A 13,957-nucleotide genomic window follows, 5' to 3' on the forward strand; every position below is an offset into this window, starting at 1 on the left:
GTCATTGGTCTAATACAATCGCAAATACTAATGGTGCCACGATGGTCGCATCAGATTCGATGATGTATTTAGGCGTATCAATTCCCAGTTTACCCCAGGTGATTTTCTCATTTGGTACTGCTCCTGAGTAGGAACCATATGAGGTGGTGGAGTCAGAAATCTGGCAGAAATAGCCCCATAAAGGCACTCCATCCCTCTGAAGATCCTGGTGCAACATGGGTACCACACAGATTGGGAAGTCTCCTGCAATGCCTCCACCGATTTGGAAAAACCCTACAGTGCTGTCATCTGTGGCATTTTCTGTATACCAGTCTGCTAAATACATCATATACTGAATACCGCTCTTAACGGTATGAACATTTTTCACATCCTTTGTGATACAATGTCCTGCGAACATATTTCCCAGCGTGGAATCTTCCCATCCCGGAACGATGATCGGAAGATTCTTCTTAGCCGCCTCTAAGAGCCAGCTGTTTTTAGGGTCAATCTGATATGATTGTTCCAGCTTTCCTGAAAGCAAAATTTTATAGAAGAATTCATGCGGGAAGTAGCTTTCACCAGCTTGATCAGCCTTCATCCATTCTTCGAGGATTACATCCTCAATCCTTCTCATTGCCTCCATTTCTGGAATACAGGTATCAGTGACCCTGTTCATATGTCTGTCTAGCAAATCCTGTTCCTCTTCTGGAGAAAGTTGACGATAATGTGGAACTCTTTCGTAATAATCGTGTGCAACAAGGTTGAAGACATCCTCTTCTAAGTTAGCCCCAGTACATGTGATGATATGAACTTTGTCCTGACGAATCATTTCCGCCAGTGAAATCCCCAACTCAGCAGTAGACATAGCTCCAGCCAATGTCACCATCATTTTACCATTATTGTCCAAATGGGTCTTATAGCCTTCAGCTGCATCTATCAAAGCCGCTGCATTAAAGTGCCTAAAATTGTGCTTGAGAAATTCTGTAATTTTCATCCTATATAGCGTTTAAATAATTTATCAAAATTACTACTGATATGACATGATACAAAAAAAGCCCGGAAATAACCGGGCTTTTACTGTATCTTCTTATTTCCTACGGTTGATCATTCAGCTGAAGTGGTGTCAGTTGTGCTGGATGTATCTTTTGAGGAAGAGCTGTAAGCGTCATTTAGTCCTTTGGTTACTGAAGTCGTTACATCAAGGGCATCGTGGGCATACCATACACCACCACCTCTAGTGTAAGAAAGAATCATTTCCAAGTTGTTCTCTTCAGCATAACCTTTAAGGAATTCCTGAATTTTATCATAAACTTCGTTATAAAGATTTGCTTCATCTGCAGAAAGCTCCTGCATCAAGTTATCTCTATAAGTCACCAAGTTTCTTTCTTTTTTCATCAAGTCTTCTTGCTTGGCCCTTGACTGGTTAGGTGTCATGTTCTGTGCAGATTGCTGAAAATTAGCTACTTCCTGCTCAAAACCCTTGGCCCTGTTAGAAAGCTCGCTTTCATAGCGCTTGCCCTTTTCAGAAATTTCAGAAGACTTATCTTTGAAGTACTGATAGTTATTGATCACACTATCCGTGTTGATGTAAGCAATGTTCAAATCGCTCAATTCAACTGTTCCTTCACCGGAAGTACCAGCGCCGGCAGTAGTGCTTTCATTTCCCTTATTATTACAAGCCACCAAAAGGGTTCCTGCAATTCCTAAAATTCCTAGTGCTTTACTAAATTTTCTCACGTTTCTGGTTTATTAATTCAACTTGCCGCAAATATAAACAAACTTCTCATTCTACAAATCTAATTCGATAATGATCAAAGTTTTTATAAAGAAAGTTTAACATTCTTTCGTGAACCCAGTCTTCTCTCAAAAGAAGATTTCCTGGGCCAGCCTATACGTATTGGCATGGGCTTCAACTATATGGCCTATTTTTTCTGAATACCCCCCTCCCATACAGCACATGATGGGGATTTCATGGCGAAAAGCAGCGTTCAACACTATTCTGTCCCGCTCCTTACACCCATTGATACTAAGTCCTAACCTACCTAACTTATCGGTAGCCAATACGTCCACCCCGCATTGGTAAATAATAAAATCTGGCTCTACCTGATCAAGCAAAGGAGCCAAATGGGATTTCAAAGTGCTGATGTAGAATTCATCCCCCACTTTGTCGGGCAAGCCTACGTCCAGATCTGATTTTTCCTTTTGAAGTGGATAATTGGACGCGCCATGCATGCTGAAGGTAAAAACTGCTGAAACATCCTGAAATATTTCAGCGGTTCCATTTCCTTGGTGCACATCCAAGTCCACTGCCAGAATTTTGCTGGCCAGTCCATTTTGGATCAAATAATTCGCCGAAATCGCAATGTCGTTCAAAAGACAAAACCCTTCTCCTCTATTTGAAAAGGCATGGTGAGTTCCCCCAGCGATATTCATGGCGATACCATATTCCAAGGCAAAAAGGCAGGCTTGTACCGAACCATGCATGATATGGATTTCACGATCCACCAAAGATTGGCTCAGTGGAAAACCGGTTTTTCTGATTTCGGATTTGGAAAGATTCAAGCTGGTCAACTTATCGACATAACCGGTATGATGCGTATTAAGAATCCACTTTGCCTCCAAGGCTTCCGGCTCAAATAAATTCTCTCGAGTTATTGTGCCTTCGTACAGTAACTGCTCCGGCAAAAGATCATATTTCTCCATCGGAAACCTATGTCCAAAAGGTAATGGATGAGCGTACTTAGGCGACCAAGCTATTTTTAAAATCATTGGGCAAAATAAAACCGTTTGTTAAAATCAACAAACGGCGAATACAATTAGTTGTGTGAGGGTTTATTATTCTTCTTCTACGTCTTCAGATTGAAAAGCATACATGGTTTCATCCAGCTTAATAGTGTCATCATTAAACTCCTTGATGAATTTAAGGATGGCCGCTTCATCTACATGGTCAATATGTAAAGCTACATCCAATCCAATCCCATAGTCGTGATTGGTATCAAGATCAATAAACTCCTGTACCTTAACAGCTTCCTCCTCTTCTAGTTCCATGATGATTTCTGTAATAAACCAGCCTATTTCTTCCTCATTACTATTGAGAGGCTTAAGATTACCATTTTCATCTTCCTCATAATTGATCCCATTGAAGTTGGGGAACTTCTGAGCAGCTTTGTGCTCGGCCAATTCATATATCTCACTGGAGTGATGAAGGCGCAAGGTGTAAAGGGCCGCATCATAAATTACTTCCCTACCTTCATACATACCTACAAAGTAAAAGTTAACAAACTCGTCACTATTACCCTCAGATGGAACGATTTTAAAAGGTTTTTTGGAAGCCTTCAATTCTGCTTTAAAAGCATCGATAGTCTCGGGCTTGAACCCATCATTTTTGTATTGCATATCTGTAAATAAAAGGGTGAATTGAATATCTACTTATCGCACTTGGTAAAAATTTAAAAACAGTTACATATTAATCTTGCAACCACCATTTTATAAGTAATTAAATTACAATTAATTACCAGAAAAAAAAATGATTACAACAAAAAAACAACCTTCATTTTTTACCAGCTTGTGATAAGCATACTCATCGATTTTTGCTAAACAAAGAAACGCCAAAAAGGGCATTTATTATAGATAAAATAAAACTAAATAATAAAGCCCACCAAAAGCCATCTACAATGAAGCCAGGAACTATCTCTGCAGCAATCAAAATGATCAATGCATTAATCACCAAAAGGAACAAACCCAAAGTAACTAGGGTTATGGGGATGGTTAAGAAAATCAAGATGGGTTTGATGGTAAAGTTCAACAAACTGATGACCGCAGCGATCACCACAGCCACCCAGAAGTTCTCCACTGATACCCCTGGCAATAAATAACCAGTAATAATGACAGCAAGGCCAGCGACAGCCAACTGAACCAATATATTGCCGCATCCGGAGTTTGAATCACTCATAAGGAAAATATTTGATGAAAGTTAAAAACACTTCATAATACAAGTAAAAAAGTAGCATCACAACAATATCTTGCTCAAAAAACATGAATTATGTCATATTAAATAAAAATTATCAAGTCCTTACTTAAATTTTAGCATAGAAGAATTTATCTTTGTGTTCTTAAATCAATTCTAAATTACGTGATATTAATAGTCTTCTTTCTTCTCCATTGGTATTTCTCTTTGTTTTGCCAAAGTTTCTTTCTACATAGATATGCCGCTCACCAAATGTTTATTATGAACAAGTTTTGGGAGAGGTTCTTCTATTTTTTTACTTGGGTATGTCAAGGTAGCTCTTACCTTTCTCCAAGAGCTTATGCCATATTGCACAGGATGCATCATGCCTATAGTGATACTCCAAAAGACCCACACAGCCCACATCATACCGAAAACCTTTTCACCATGATGTGGAAAACAAAGAACATCTACAATGACTATTTCTCTTTCAAACTAAAGCCTGAAGAGCGATTCTCCAAAGATGTTCCTGACTGGAAAAAATTTGACCTGATGGCCGATAGTATGATGATCAGGGTGGCATGGGGATTATTGTATGTAGCTATTTATGTCTTGAGCATCAGTGTATTTGAACTACCTGGCACCCATTGGTGGATGTACTTCTTACTTCCAATTCACTTCATGATGGGACCTGTACATGGAGCCATCGTCAACTGGAGCGGACATAAATACGGTTATGCCAATTTTGATAATAATGACCAATCGAAAAACAGCTTATTGTTGGATGTATTGATGCTGGGTGAACTGTTCCAAAACAACCACCACAAACTTCCAAATAGACCAAACTTTGCCGTAAAATGGTATGAATTTGATCCTACCTACCCTATTGTAAAGCTATTACACTTTACAAGAATCATTAAGCTGAGAGCACAATAAAATCAGCTATAGGCCACACAAACCAGTGGCCTATTTTTTTACCACAATAAACTAATTTTTTAATTTAAACTATCTAGATAGTTGTTAAACTAAATCATTCTAATTAATTTAGGCTTGCCGATAAGAAGATCAACAACTTGCTTGTTATTTACAAACTAAATGATTAAGTTGAAGAAAAAACAACTATATAAGATGAGAGAGTTAACTAGAGCCGAAGAACAAGTCATGCAAATTCTATGGGATGTCGAGAAAGGATTTGTCAAAGATATCCTAGCCAAAATGTCCAACCCAAAACCTGCCTATAATACAGTATCAACGATCATACGGATACTGGAGAGAAAAGGCTTCGTAAAACACAAAGCTTATGGCAAGTCGCATGAATATTACCCAATCGTAACAAAAGATCAGTACAGGAGTTTTTCGATTAAAAACCTACTGTCAGGTTATTTCGGTGGTTCATTTTCCAAATTGGCTTCTTTCTTCGCAAAGGACGAAAACATGGATATCAATGAGCTGGAAAAATTAATGAATGAGGTAAAAGATGACGTAAAATAAGTCGCATGGCACATTTGGTGAATTATATCTGGCAGAGTACCTTCTGCTTGTTATTTTTTTTCGGGATCTATTGGTGTTTCCTTAGAGGGGAGAAAGTATTCAATTTCACCAGGATATTTCTTCTTGTCTCCCCTGTTTTGGCACTTTTATTTCCATTGATAGAAATCCCGGTCCAATTTTCAAAGCCCTCCATTTCACTGGAGGAAACAGACTTCCTTCAGTACTTGACAGCTAATTCGGCCGAAGAGGACATAGTTGGAACATTTGGTCTACCGGAGGTCACCGTAAGTAGCACTAAGCTCCCCATCCTTTTGGAGTGGAAGGACTACTTATTTATAGGTTACCTCTTGATCGCCACTATCCTTGCCTGCCGTTTGCTTTGGCAATTGATGCAGCTGAGATTATTGAAGGAAAAAGGCTGGTACCAAACCGTTTATAGACTTAAGGGAAATTATTTTTTAATCCCTACTTTTGGTCTGGCGCCAGTTTTCTCATTTTTCGACAAGCTTTTTTGGGATGATACCCAAAACCTTAAAGCTGAAGAGAAAGAACAAATCATCAAACATGAGATAGAGCATATCAAACAGGGACATTCCTGGGATATGATCTATTATCAAATTTTGAGCATTTTATTTTGGTTCAACCCAGGCATCCACCTGATGAGAACTGCCCTGATCGATACACATGAATTCTCGGCTGATGCAAATGTGGTAAAACAAACAGCCAATAGAGAATCTTATACCAATCTTATCGTCAAAATAGCATTCAAGGGACTTGATCTTCCTATTGGCAACCATTTTATAAGATCGACAACCTTAAAGCGGATTATGATGATGAAAAAAGCAGAAAAAACCAATTGGATCAAATTACTGATGGTAATCCCATTAACAGCTATGCTGTTGGGTTTGGTTTCCATGAAAACCACCAGCTCAGATGGTTTCTTATCTGAGTTTACCAATTTAAGCATTTCCTCCATCCGAGAGCAAATTGTAGCAGCACAGGATTCAATCAATGTCAATACCCGGGTATTTAAAATCAAATCCCCAAAACACTATGAATACGTTTCATCTTTACAGGATGGAAAAGTTACTGCTCAGTATGGTGATCTGCAATACGAAATCAGCGGTATTTCCGACAATGATGAGTACAGCAAAGTACTGGAAATGCTGCACATTTTCAAACAAAAGTCTTCCTTCACCAAGGACTATGGAATAGAAGACCTTAAGCAAACCGCCGATTCCATGCCTGCTCCAAAAGGTGGAATGGAAGCTTGGAATAAGTTTTTGTCCAAAAACCTAAAATTCCCTCAAGAAGCCAGGCAGCTAGGAGCGAAAGGAACAGTGTATGTAGAGTTTGTGGTTGACAAAGAAGGTCATGTCCTTTCTCCCACCATCAAAAAATCCATGGGTATGGGTCTGGATGATGAAGTACTGAGAATGTTCAGTCTTGAGAGCATGCCAGAGTGGAATCCTGGAATGGACAGTGGGGAAGCGATTAATACCTTAATGGTATTGCCTGTAAAATTCAAAGTATCAGGAGGAGAAACAGCCCAAAGAAAGTTATTCTTTTCAAATCCAAGTCAGCAAAAAACCAATAATGAAGTTTTTGATGTAGTGGAAGAAATGCCTGCTCCCTATGGAGGCATGGATGGATGGCTCGATTACTTGACCAGCAACCTCAGATATCCTGAACAGGCAAAAGAGAATGGTATTGAAGGGACTGTATATGTATCTTTTATAGTAGACAAAACAGGAGTGTTAAAAGATCCTCAAATCCTCAGAGGAATTGGTAACGGAGCAGATGAAGAAGCATTGCGTGTCATTAGAAATGCGGACAATTGGATTCCAGGTAAACAACGTGGAAAAGTCGTTGATGTAAAAATGCGAATGCCTATTCGCTTTGCTCTTGCAGACGAAAAAAAGAAAAAATCCAACAGACTGAATGAAGTGGTTGTGATAGGTTATGGAGCCCAGGCGAAAAAGTCACCTACTGACGGAGCTTCAGTAAGTGGAAAAAACGCCAAAGATCTAAGTCAAGCATTATATTTTATCAATGGAGAAGAATACGATAAAGAAATAATAAGTCAGATTTCTCCTGTAGACATAGAGAGCATCAATGTACTTAAAGATGAGAAGGCCATCGATAAATATGATAAAAAGGGTGAAAATGGTGTTGTGGAAATAACCTTAAAAGAAGGAGTTACATTACCTAAACAAAACCCTAAAGGCTCTTCAAGCGTGGAAAAGGAAGCTCCAAAAATTGAAATCACTGAAAAACTGGCTGCTGACAGAAAGCCGCTTTATGTGATAGATGGAGTAATTCAAACTGATGAAGAAATGAAGAATATGGATCCTAAAAACATTGCCTCCATTAAAGTGATAAAAAATGGAGATGCCATCAATTTATATGGTTCAAAAGCTCAGGACGGTGTGATCTTGATCACTACAAAAAAATAAGCAAAAACCGGAAAGCTACGCTTCTCCTTGGTCTTCCAAAACCTGTTTCTTAATTTAGATTTTAAGCATAAATAAATTCTTAAACCAAAAAATCTAAAAAACAATGGGAAAAGGAGATATGAAAAGCAAAAGAGGCAAAATCAACCGTGGAACCTACGGAGCTAGCAGGCCTCACAAAAATCAAAATATTGCAAGTAAGAAGGAAAAGGCAAACAATTGATTGACCACCAACCTTACCAATATATAAAGCCGGATTTATTCCGGTTTTTTTTTTGCGGTATCCGATAACCCCATTTAACCATACCAAGTAAAATATTAGAAATTCTTTGAATATTTAAACCTCCTTAAATCCACGGCCCCCTCCTACTTCGTAGTTAGCTGTATAATCAACTAACGACTACAAAATGAAAATTGATCTGAACAAAACCTTAATCGCAAGCTTAACAGTAGGTATAAGCTTATGCAATCTATCATGCACCAATGATGATGACATGGACATGCCTGACAATGGCGACATCGCTTCCTTGTTTGTTTCCAGCAACACCAGTGGTATGATCTCTATCATGGACTTTACAGACCCCAGCAATGTAAGCACAAGCACAACTGCATCAGCTGGAGCGGACGCAGATGGCATCTATTATGATGCAGAAGACGATGAAATCATTCAGCTCGTGAGGTCCAACAACTCTTTAAATGTTTATGGAGACTTTAAAGCTTCGTTAATGAATTCCGGAATTTCCATTTCGCTTGGATTGAACACCATGGGTGACTTTGTGAGCGGAAGGGAAATCGCTGTGTACAATGACATGGTAGTAGTGGCCGAATCTCCAGTTGAGGCCAATGGCAATCAAAGCAGTTTTTATGTGTACCAGACAACTTCCTCAGGCTTTAGCTTGATGAATACCTATAGAGTTGACTTTGCATTATGGGGAATCCATATTGAAGGAAACACCCTGTATGCCATTGTGGACAAGGACAGTGACCTTGCTGTATTCAATAATTTCTTTGCCAACGCAGACGGAATGATCAATCCTTCCAAAAGGGTAACCATTGAAGGGTTAGTGAGGACACATGGACTGACCTATTCTATGGAAGATGACTTGATGGTCTTGACCGACATTGGGGATGCGGGATCGGACAGTGATGGTGGTTTGACCCTTATTACCGATTTCAGCAATAAACTAAATGCCACCTCCAATGGCGGAATGATTTCATCCAGCCAGCAGGCCCGAATCGAAGGTTCCAATACTTCCCTGGGGAACCCTGTGGATGTTGCATACAGTGAAGACAGCCAAATGATATTTGTGGCAGAAAGAGCCAATGGAGGAGGTAAAATACTGGCCTTCAATTATTTCACTTCAAACGGAAATCCATCACCGACATTTAGCCAATCTGTGGAAGGAGCTTCCGCAGTATATTATTATGAAGACTAATAATAATCGACTATTATATCATGAAGCGCTTGAACTGGATCAAGCGCTTTTTCTTTGCTATATAAACTTGAAATTTTATTTCTATTTCTTTCAATTTCTTTCGAACAACAAAACCGGGCAAAATCCTTTTTAAACTTAAAATAGGCTTGATTTTACGCAACAAACCTTTTTCTCTATCGTTTTAATAGGGAATTCAAACGGGAAATATTTTTACATTTCTCCATTTCGAAAGCTTGCAAATTCAACAATTGAATTGTTACTTTGTGCTATCCTTTACTTTTTAAAAGTACAAGGATTTATACAGAAGAGGTGAGAGACAGGCTCATTGACCCTCTGGCAACCTGGAAAATCCAAGGTGCCAATTCCTGCCAAATGTGAATATCCGCATTTGGAAATATAAATTCTTAAACAATGAATTTTATAAAAAGGATTACACCAAAGACGAAACAACAAGCAACAATTTCTTTCAATTTCTTTTTGAAGACATCAGAGATGATCTGCATGCTGATGCCCAAGACTTCTTGATCTGGGCCCCACTACTATTATTTAATTTCTACTTCTTTTAATAATTCTTTGTCAATTAACTAATTCGTCAACACAATGGCACAACCTTATCATTTCGAAACACTTCAGCTACACGCTGGACAAGAACCCGACCCGACCACAAAATCCAGAGCGGTACCCATCTATCAAACTACTTCTTATGTATTTGATTCAGCAGAACATGGTGCCAACCTATTTGGTCTAAAAGAATTTGGTAACATCTACACCAGGATTATGAATCCTACTACAGATGTTTTTGAAAAAAGAATAGCAGCACTTGAAGGAGGTGTGGCAGCATTGGCAACTGCCTCTGGTCAAGCCGCCCAGTTTTTGGCGCTCAACAATATAATACAAGCAGGTGAAAACCTGGTCTCCTCCCCTTTCCTATACGGTGGCACTTACAATCAATTTAAAGTAGCCCTCAAACGAGTTGGTATCGATGCCCGTTTTGCCAAAAGCGATAAAGCAGCTGATTTTGAAGCACTTATTGATGACAAGACCAAGGCCATCTATGTAGAAACCATTGGAAACCCTGAATTTAACATTCCTGATTTTGAAAGCATTGCCGCACTGGCCAAGAAGCATGACCTCCCGTTAGTGGTGGACAATACTTTCGGCGCCGCAGGTTTTCTATTTAGACCTATTGCCCATGGTGCCAATATAGTGGTACAGTCTGCCACGAAATGGATCGGCGGGCATGGCACTTCCATAGGTGGTGTGATCGTAGATGCAGGTAACTATAACTGGGGCAATGGCAAATACCCTCAATTCTCCGAACCTTCTGAAGGCTACCATGGATTGAATTTCTGGGAAACTTTCGGTGATAACAACCCATTGGGACTGCCCAATGTGGCCTTTGCTATCAGGGCAAGAGTAGAAGGTTTGAGGGATTTTGGACCTGCTCTAAGTCCTTTCAATGCATTTCAGTTGATTCAAGGTTTGGAAACCCTTTCATTGAGGGTACAAAGGACTGTAGACAATGCTTTGGCCATCGCCAAATGGTTGGAAGACCATGCCCAAGTGAAGAAGGTAAATTACCCTGGTTTGGAAAGCAGCCCTTATCACACTTTGGCCCAGAAATACCTGACCAACGGATTTGGAGGCGTATTGAGTTTTGAACTTAAAGACGACAAGGAAAAAGCCGGTGAGTTTATCAATAACCTCAGCTTGATTTCCCATTTGGCCAATGTGGGTGATGCGAAGACCTTGATCATTCAGCCTTCCGCTACTACCCACCAACAACTTACCGATGAAGAACAACTTGCCGCAGGAGTTACTCCTACCTTGTTGCGCTTGTCCGTGGGTATCGAACACATTGATGACATCAAAGCTGACTTAACGGCAGCTTTTGAAAAAATAAAGTAAAAAATGAACTTACAATCACCGTATCTGATCACCGATATGAGCCAAGAAGTTTTCCATTGTGAGGAAGAATTGCAATTAGACTCAGGAGAAAGCCTTCCGGAATTCCAACTGAGCTATACGACCCAAGGACACCTTACAGCTAAAAAAGACAATGTCATTTGGGTACTGCATGCTCTTACAGGAGATGCCAATGCACACGAATGGTGGAGTGGATTGGTTGGAGAGGACAAGTTCTTTGACCCAACCAAATATTTCATCGTCTGTGCCAACCTATTAGGTTCTTGCTATGGTTCCACGCAGCCATTGAGTGAAAATCCCAAGACCGGAAAGCCTTATTACTATGACTTTCCAAACCTGTCCACCAGGGACATGGCCAAGGCATTTGACAAACTTCGGGAACACTTGGGTATCGAAAAGATAGATACGGTGATTGGTGGTTCATTGGGTGGCCAAGTGGCCCTTGAATGGTCTTATAGCCTACAGGAAAAAGTAAAGAAAACCATTATCGTTGCTTCCAACGCCAAGACATCCCCTTGGACCATTGGCTTTAATGAAGCGCAGAGAATGTCCATTGAATCTGACAGCACTTGGGGACAAAATTCCCCCGATGCGGGCAAAAAAGGATTGGAAGCCGCCAGGGCCATTGGTATGCTAAGTTACAGGCACCAGGACATCTTTGAAACCAGCCAAAAAGAAACCGAAGAAAAGACTGACCATTTCAAAGTCAGCTCTTACCTAAGGTACCAAGGCCAAAAGCTGGCCAACAGGTTCAATGCGCTGTCTTATTGGGTATTGACCAAAGCAATGGACAGCCATGACTTGGGCAGAGGCAGAGGCGGTACAGCCAAAGCACTGTCTGAAATCAAGTCAAAAGTACTTTCCATTGGCATCAACACCGACTTGCTATTTACCAAAGAAGAATCACAGTTCATCAGCAAGAATGTCCCTAATGGCACTTATAGAGAGATCAGCTCTATCTATGGCCATGATGCATTTTTGGTAGAAAATGAACAATTAAACTATATTTTAAAATCTTTTTATCTGGAAAATAATGGCTAAACAGATTGGCTTATTCGGTTTTGGTGTGGTGGGACAAGGATATTATAGTATTGCAAAAAAACACCAGCAAAACCTACTTCCCAAGACCATAGTAGTACAAAACAAAAAGAAGGAAAGAAACCCTGAGCTTTCCTTTTCTTTTGACCCAAATGATATTTTAGATTCAAATTATGATATTGGTCTGGAATTAATTTCTGATCCGGAAGAGGCCTATCATATTGTAAGTACATTGCTCAAATCAGGTAAAAAAGTGGTTTCTGCCAATAAAAAGATGCTGGCCGCTCACCTGCCGGAATTTCTGCAATTGGAGAAAGAATTTGGTGGGAGTTTGCTTTATGAAGCTGCTGCAGCTGCAGGAATCCCTATCATCACCACCTTGGACACCCATTTTGCCGGAGACCAAATTGAAAAACTGGAAGGAATCTTAAACGGCTCTTCCAACTACATTCTCAGCCAGCTTTTTGAAGAAGGCCTGACTTTTGAAGAAGCCCTCAAGTTGGCCCAGGACAACGGTTTTGCCGAAGCAGACCCTACTCTGGACATTAATGGCAGCGATGTCAGCAGCAAACTGGCCATTCTAATACTCCATGCCTTTGGTAAATTTGTCCCTGAAAAAGACATCCCAACTTTGGGCGTACAGCATATTAGAAAAGAAGATGTCATCCTGGCCCAAAAGCTAGGGCTTAAAATCAAGTTGATCGCCAAAGCCCAAATTACAGCCGACGGGATAACAGCTTTTATCCTACCCTCATTGGTCAACCCAAAAAATGCATTGTATTGGGTTGAAAATGAATACAACAGCGTCAAGATAATTTCCCGAAATCTTGGAGAACAGTTTTACAAAGGAAAAGGAGCAGGCAGCTTACCTACCGGAGCATCAGTCTATGCTGACCTGACCAAGTCTGAAAGAGGTTATTCCTACTCTTATGACAAACTAAATGGTGAACTTCCAAAAACATTCCAGCCAAAAAGCGGGAATTTGGAAGTGATCGTCCGTGCCCATTCAGAAAACGCCATCAAATCACTTGTTCCAGAAGCTGAAATAGTTTTCAACCAGGAAGCTTATTGGAGTGTGGCGACCATTTCAGCCCAATTACTGCAAGAAAAACAGACTTTGATTCAGGAAGAAGAAATATCGATTGTTGCCCTAAATGAAACGGCGACCAAAAAAGATGTCCTACAGGCATTGAAAGAAGAGGTGAAGGTGACCATTAGCTTGAACTAGGCATTTTAACTGTAAAAATCCATGCTTTTGGTTAAATTAAAGCATGGAATATTCACAAATCAAAGAAACTTGCCTTTATATCCATGATCTGGACAAGGCAGCATCATTTTACCACAACATCCTAGGTATGCCGGTGATTTCCACAGAGGAAGGCCGGCATATTTTTTTTAGATGTGGCAGCTCTGTCTTGCTTTGCTTTATCCCCGAAAAGACAAAAAATGAAAAAGTTTTGCCTCCCCATTTTGCCAAAGGAAAACAGCATATTGCTTTTGAGGTAGCTTCAGAAGTCTATCATTCCACTAAGGAAAGCCTGCTTCAAAAAGGAATTACCATCACACATGAACAAAGCTGGAAGGATGGTTTGGAAAGTTTTTACTTTGAGGATCCCTTTGGCCATGTACTTGAAATAGTACCAAAAGGAATATGGGAGTAGTCAGAACTACTCCCATATTCTTCAATG

General features: G+C 40.0%; 14 protein-coding genes and 1 riboswitch. Of the genes, 9 read left to right on the forward strand and 5 right to left on the reverse strand.

Going from position 1 to position 13,957, the window contains the following annotated elements; genetic code table 11:
* Position 1 precedes the first annotated feature (1 nt).
* The 5 genes from IFO69_RS18355 to IFO69_RS18375 form a co-directional block, all read right to left on the reverse strand.
* Complete coding sequence (locus tag IFO69_RS18355) at positions 2 to 973, reverse strand: deoxyhypusine synthase family protein (RefSeq protein WP_192011598.1); 972 nt, start codon at positions 971 to 973, stop codon at positions 2 to 4.
* Between the two features lie 110 nt (positions 974 to 1,083).
* Positions 1,084 to 1,716, reverse strand: coding sequence for an OmpH family outer membrane protein (locus IFO69_RS18360; RefSeq protein WP_192011599.1), 633 nt, complete (start codon positions 1,714 to 1,716; stop codon positions 1,084 to 1,086).
* 126 nt (positions 1,717 to 1,842) lie between these two features.
* On the reverse strand, positions 1,843 to 2,745 hold the full coding sequence (locus IFO69_RS18365; protein WP_192011744.1) for a histone deacetylase family protein: 903 nt from the start codon (positions 2,743 to 2,745) through the stop codon (positions 1,843 to 1,845).
* Between the two features lie 69 nt (positions 2,746 to 2,814).
* Positions 2,815 to 3,375: a hypothetical protein gene (locus IFO69_RS18370; protein WP_192011600.1), complete on the reverse strand. Its 561-nt coding sequence runs from the start codon at positions 3,373 to 3,375 to the stop codon at positions 2,815 to 2,817.
* A 184-nt stretch (positions 3,376 to 3,559) separates the two neighbouring features.
* Positions 3,560 to 3,931 carry a phage holin family protein gene (locus tag IFO69_RS18375; protein ID WP_192011601.1) on the reverse strand — a complete coding sequence of 124 codons (372 nt, stop codon included), beginning with the start codon at positions 3,929 to 3,931 and terminating at the stop codon, positions 3,560 to 3,562.
* 180 nt (positions 3,932 to 4,111) lie between these two features.
* On the opposite strand from IFO69_RS18375, the gene IFO69_RS18380 reads away from it, so the two are divergent.
* The 9 genes from IFO69_RS18380 (at position 4,112) to IFO69_RS18420 (ending at position 13,930) form a co-directional block, all read left to right on the forward strand.
* A complete protein-coding gene (locus IFO69_RS18380) occupies positions 4,112 to 4,861 on the forward strand; it encodes an acyl-CoA desaturase (protein ID WP_192011602.1) in 750 nt (249 codons plus the stop codon).
* A gap of 192 nt (positions 4,862 to 5,053) precedes the next feature.
* Entirely contained in the window at positions 5,054 to 5,416 is a 363-nt protein-coding gene (locus IFO69_RS18385; protein ID WP_192011603.1) for a BlaI/MecI/CopY family transcriptional regulator, read from the forward strand.
* A 137-nt stretch (positions 5,417 to 5,553) separates the two neighbouring features.
* Positions 5,554 to 7,872: a M56 family metallopeptidase gene (locus IFO69_RS18390; RefSeq protein ID WP_225444205.1), complete on the forward strand. Its 2,319-nt coding sequence runs from the start codon at positions 5,554 to 5,556 to the stop codon at positions 7,870 to 7,872.
* A 103-nt stretch (positions 7,873 to 7,975) separates the two neighbouring features.
* Complete coding sequence (locus tag IFO69_RS18395; protein WP_192011605.1) at positions 7,976 to 8,092, forward strand: 30S ribosomal protein THX; 117 nt, start codon at positions 7,976 to 7,978, stop codon at positions 8,090 to 8,092.
* Between the two features lie 184 nt (positions 8,093 to 8,276).
* On the forward strand, positions 8,277 to 9,305 hold the full coding sequence (locus tag IFO69_RS18400; RefSeq protein ID WP_192011606.1) for a hypothetical protein: 1,029 nt from the start codon (positions 8,277 to 8,279) through the stop codon (positions 9,303 to 9,305).
* A 293-nt stretch (positions 9,306 to 9,598) separates the two neighbouring features.
* Positions 9,599 to 9,708: riboswitch (SAM riboswitch) on the forward strand.
* 197 nt (positions 9,709 to 9,905) lie between these two features.
* A complete protein-coding gene (locus tag IFO69_RS18405) occupies positions 9,906 to 11,213 on the forward strand; it encodes an O-acetylhomoserine aminocarboxypropyltransferase/cysteine synthase family protein (protein WP_192011607.1) in 1,308 nt (435 codons plus the stop codon).
* A gap of 3 nt (positions 11,214 to 11,216) precedes the next feature.
* Positions 11,217 to 12,272: a homoserine O-acetyltransferase MetX gene (gene metX / locus IFO69_RS18410; protein ID WP_192011608.1), complete on the forward strand. Its 1,056-nt coding sequence runs from the start codon at positions 11,217 to 11,219 to the stop codon at positions 12,270 to 12,272.
* Positions 12,265 to 13,497 (forward strand): homoserine dehydrogenase, encoded by a 1,233-nt coding sequence (locus IFO69_RS18415; RefSeq protein WP_192011609.1) that lies wholly within the window; start codon positions 12,265 to 12,267, stop codon positions 13,495 to 13,497. Before metX ends, IFO69_RS18415 begins: the two co-directional genes overlap by 8 nt.
* Before the next feature lie 43 nt (positions 13,498 to 13,540).
* Positions 13,541 to 13,930 (forward strand): VOC family protein, encoded by a 390-nt coding sequence (locus IFO69_RS18420; protein ID WP_192011610.1) that lies wholly within the window; start codon positions 13,541 to 13,543, stop codon positions 13,928 to 13,930.
* Positions 13,931 to 13,957: the final 27 nt, after the last annotated feature.

The sequence above is a fragment of the Echinicola arenosa genome (assembly GCF_014841125.1).
Classification (GTDB): domain Bacteria; phylum Bacteroidota; class Bacteroidia; order Cytophagales; family Cyclobacteriaceae; genus Echinicola; species Echinicola arenosa.

Excerpts from the sequence above, each read along its gene's own strand:
- IFO69_RS18355 (WP_192011598.1), bottom strand. The coding sequence starts at position 973 with ATGAAAATTACAGAATTTCTCAAGCACAATTTTAGGCACTTTAATGCA.
- IFO69_RS18370 (WP_192011600.1), bottom strand. The coding sequence starts at position 3,375 with ATGCAATACAAAAATGATGGGTTCAAGCCCGAGACTATCGATGCTTTT.
- IFO69_RS18375 (WP_192011601.1), bottom strand. The coding sequence starts at position 3,931 with ATGAGTGATTCAAACTCCGGATGCGGCAATATATTGGTTCAGTTGGCT.
- IFO69_RS18385 (WP_192011603.1), top strand. The coding sequence starts at position 5,054 with ATGAGAGAGTTAACTAGAGCCGAAGAACAAGTCATGCAAATTCTATGG.
- IFO69_RS18395 (WP_192011605.1), top strand. The coding sequence starts at position 7,976 with ATGGGAAAAGGAGATATGAAAAGCAAAAGAGGCAAAATCAACCGTGGA.
- IFO69_RS18400 (WP_192011606.1), top strand. The coding sequence starts at position 8,277 with ATGAAAATTGATCTGAACAAAACCTTAATCGCAAGCTTAACAGTAGGT.
- IFO69_RS18405 (WP_192011607.1), top strand. The coding sequence starts at position 9,906 with ATGGCACAACCTTATCATTTCGAAACACTTCAGCTACACGCTGGACAA.
- metX (WP_192011608.1), top strand. The coding sequence starts at position 11,217 with ATGAACTTACAATCACCGTATCTGATCACCGATATGAGCCAAGAAGTT.
- IFO69_RS18415 (WP_192011609.1), top strand. The coding sequence starts at position 12,265 with ATGGCTAAACAGATTGGCTTATTCGGTTTTGGTGTGGTGGGACAAGGA.
- IFO69_RS18420 (WP_192011610.1), top strand. The coding sequence starts at position 13,541 with ATGGAATATTCACAAATCAAAGAAACTTGCCTTTATATCCATGATCTG.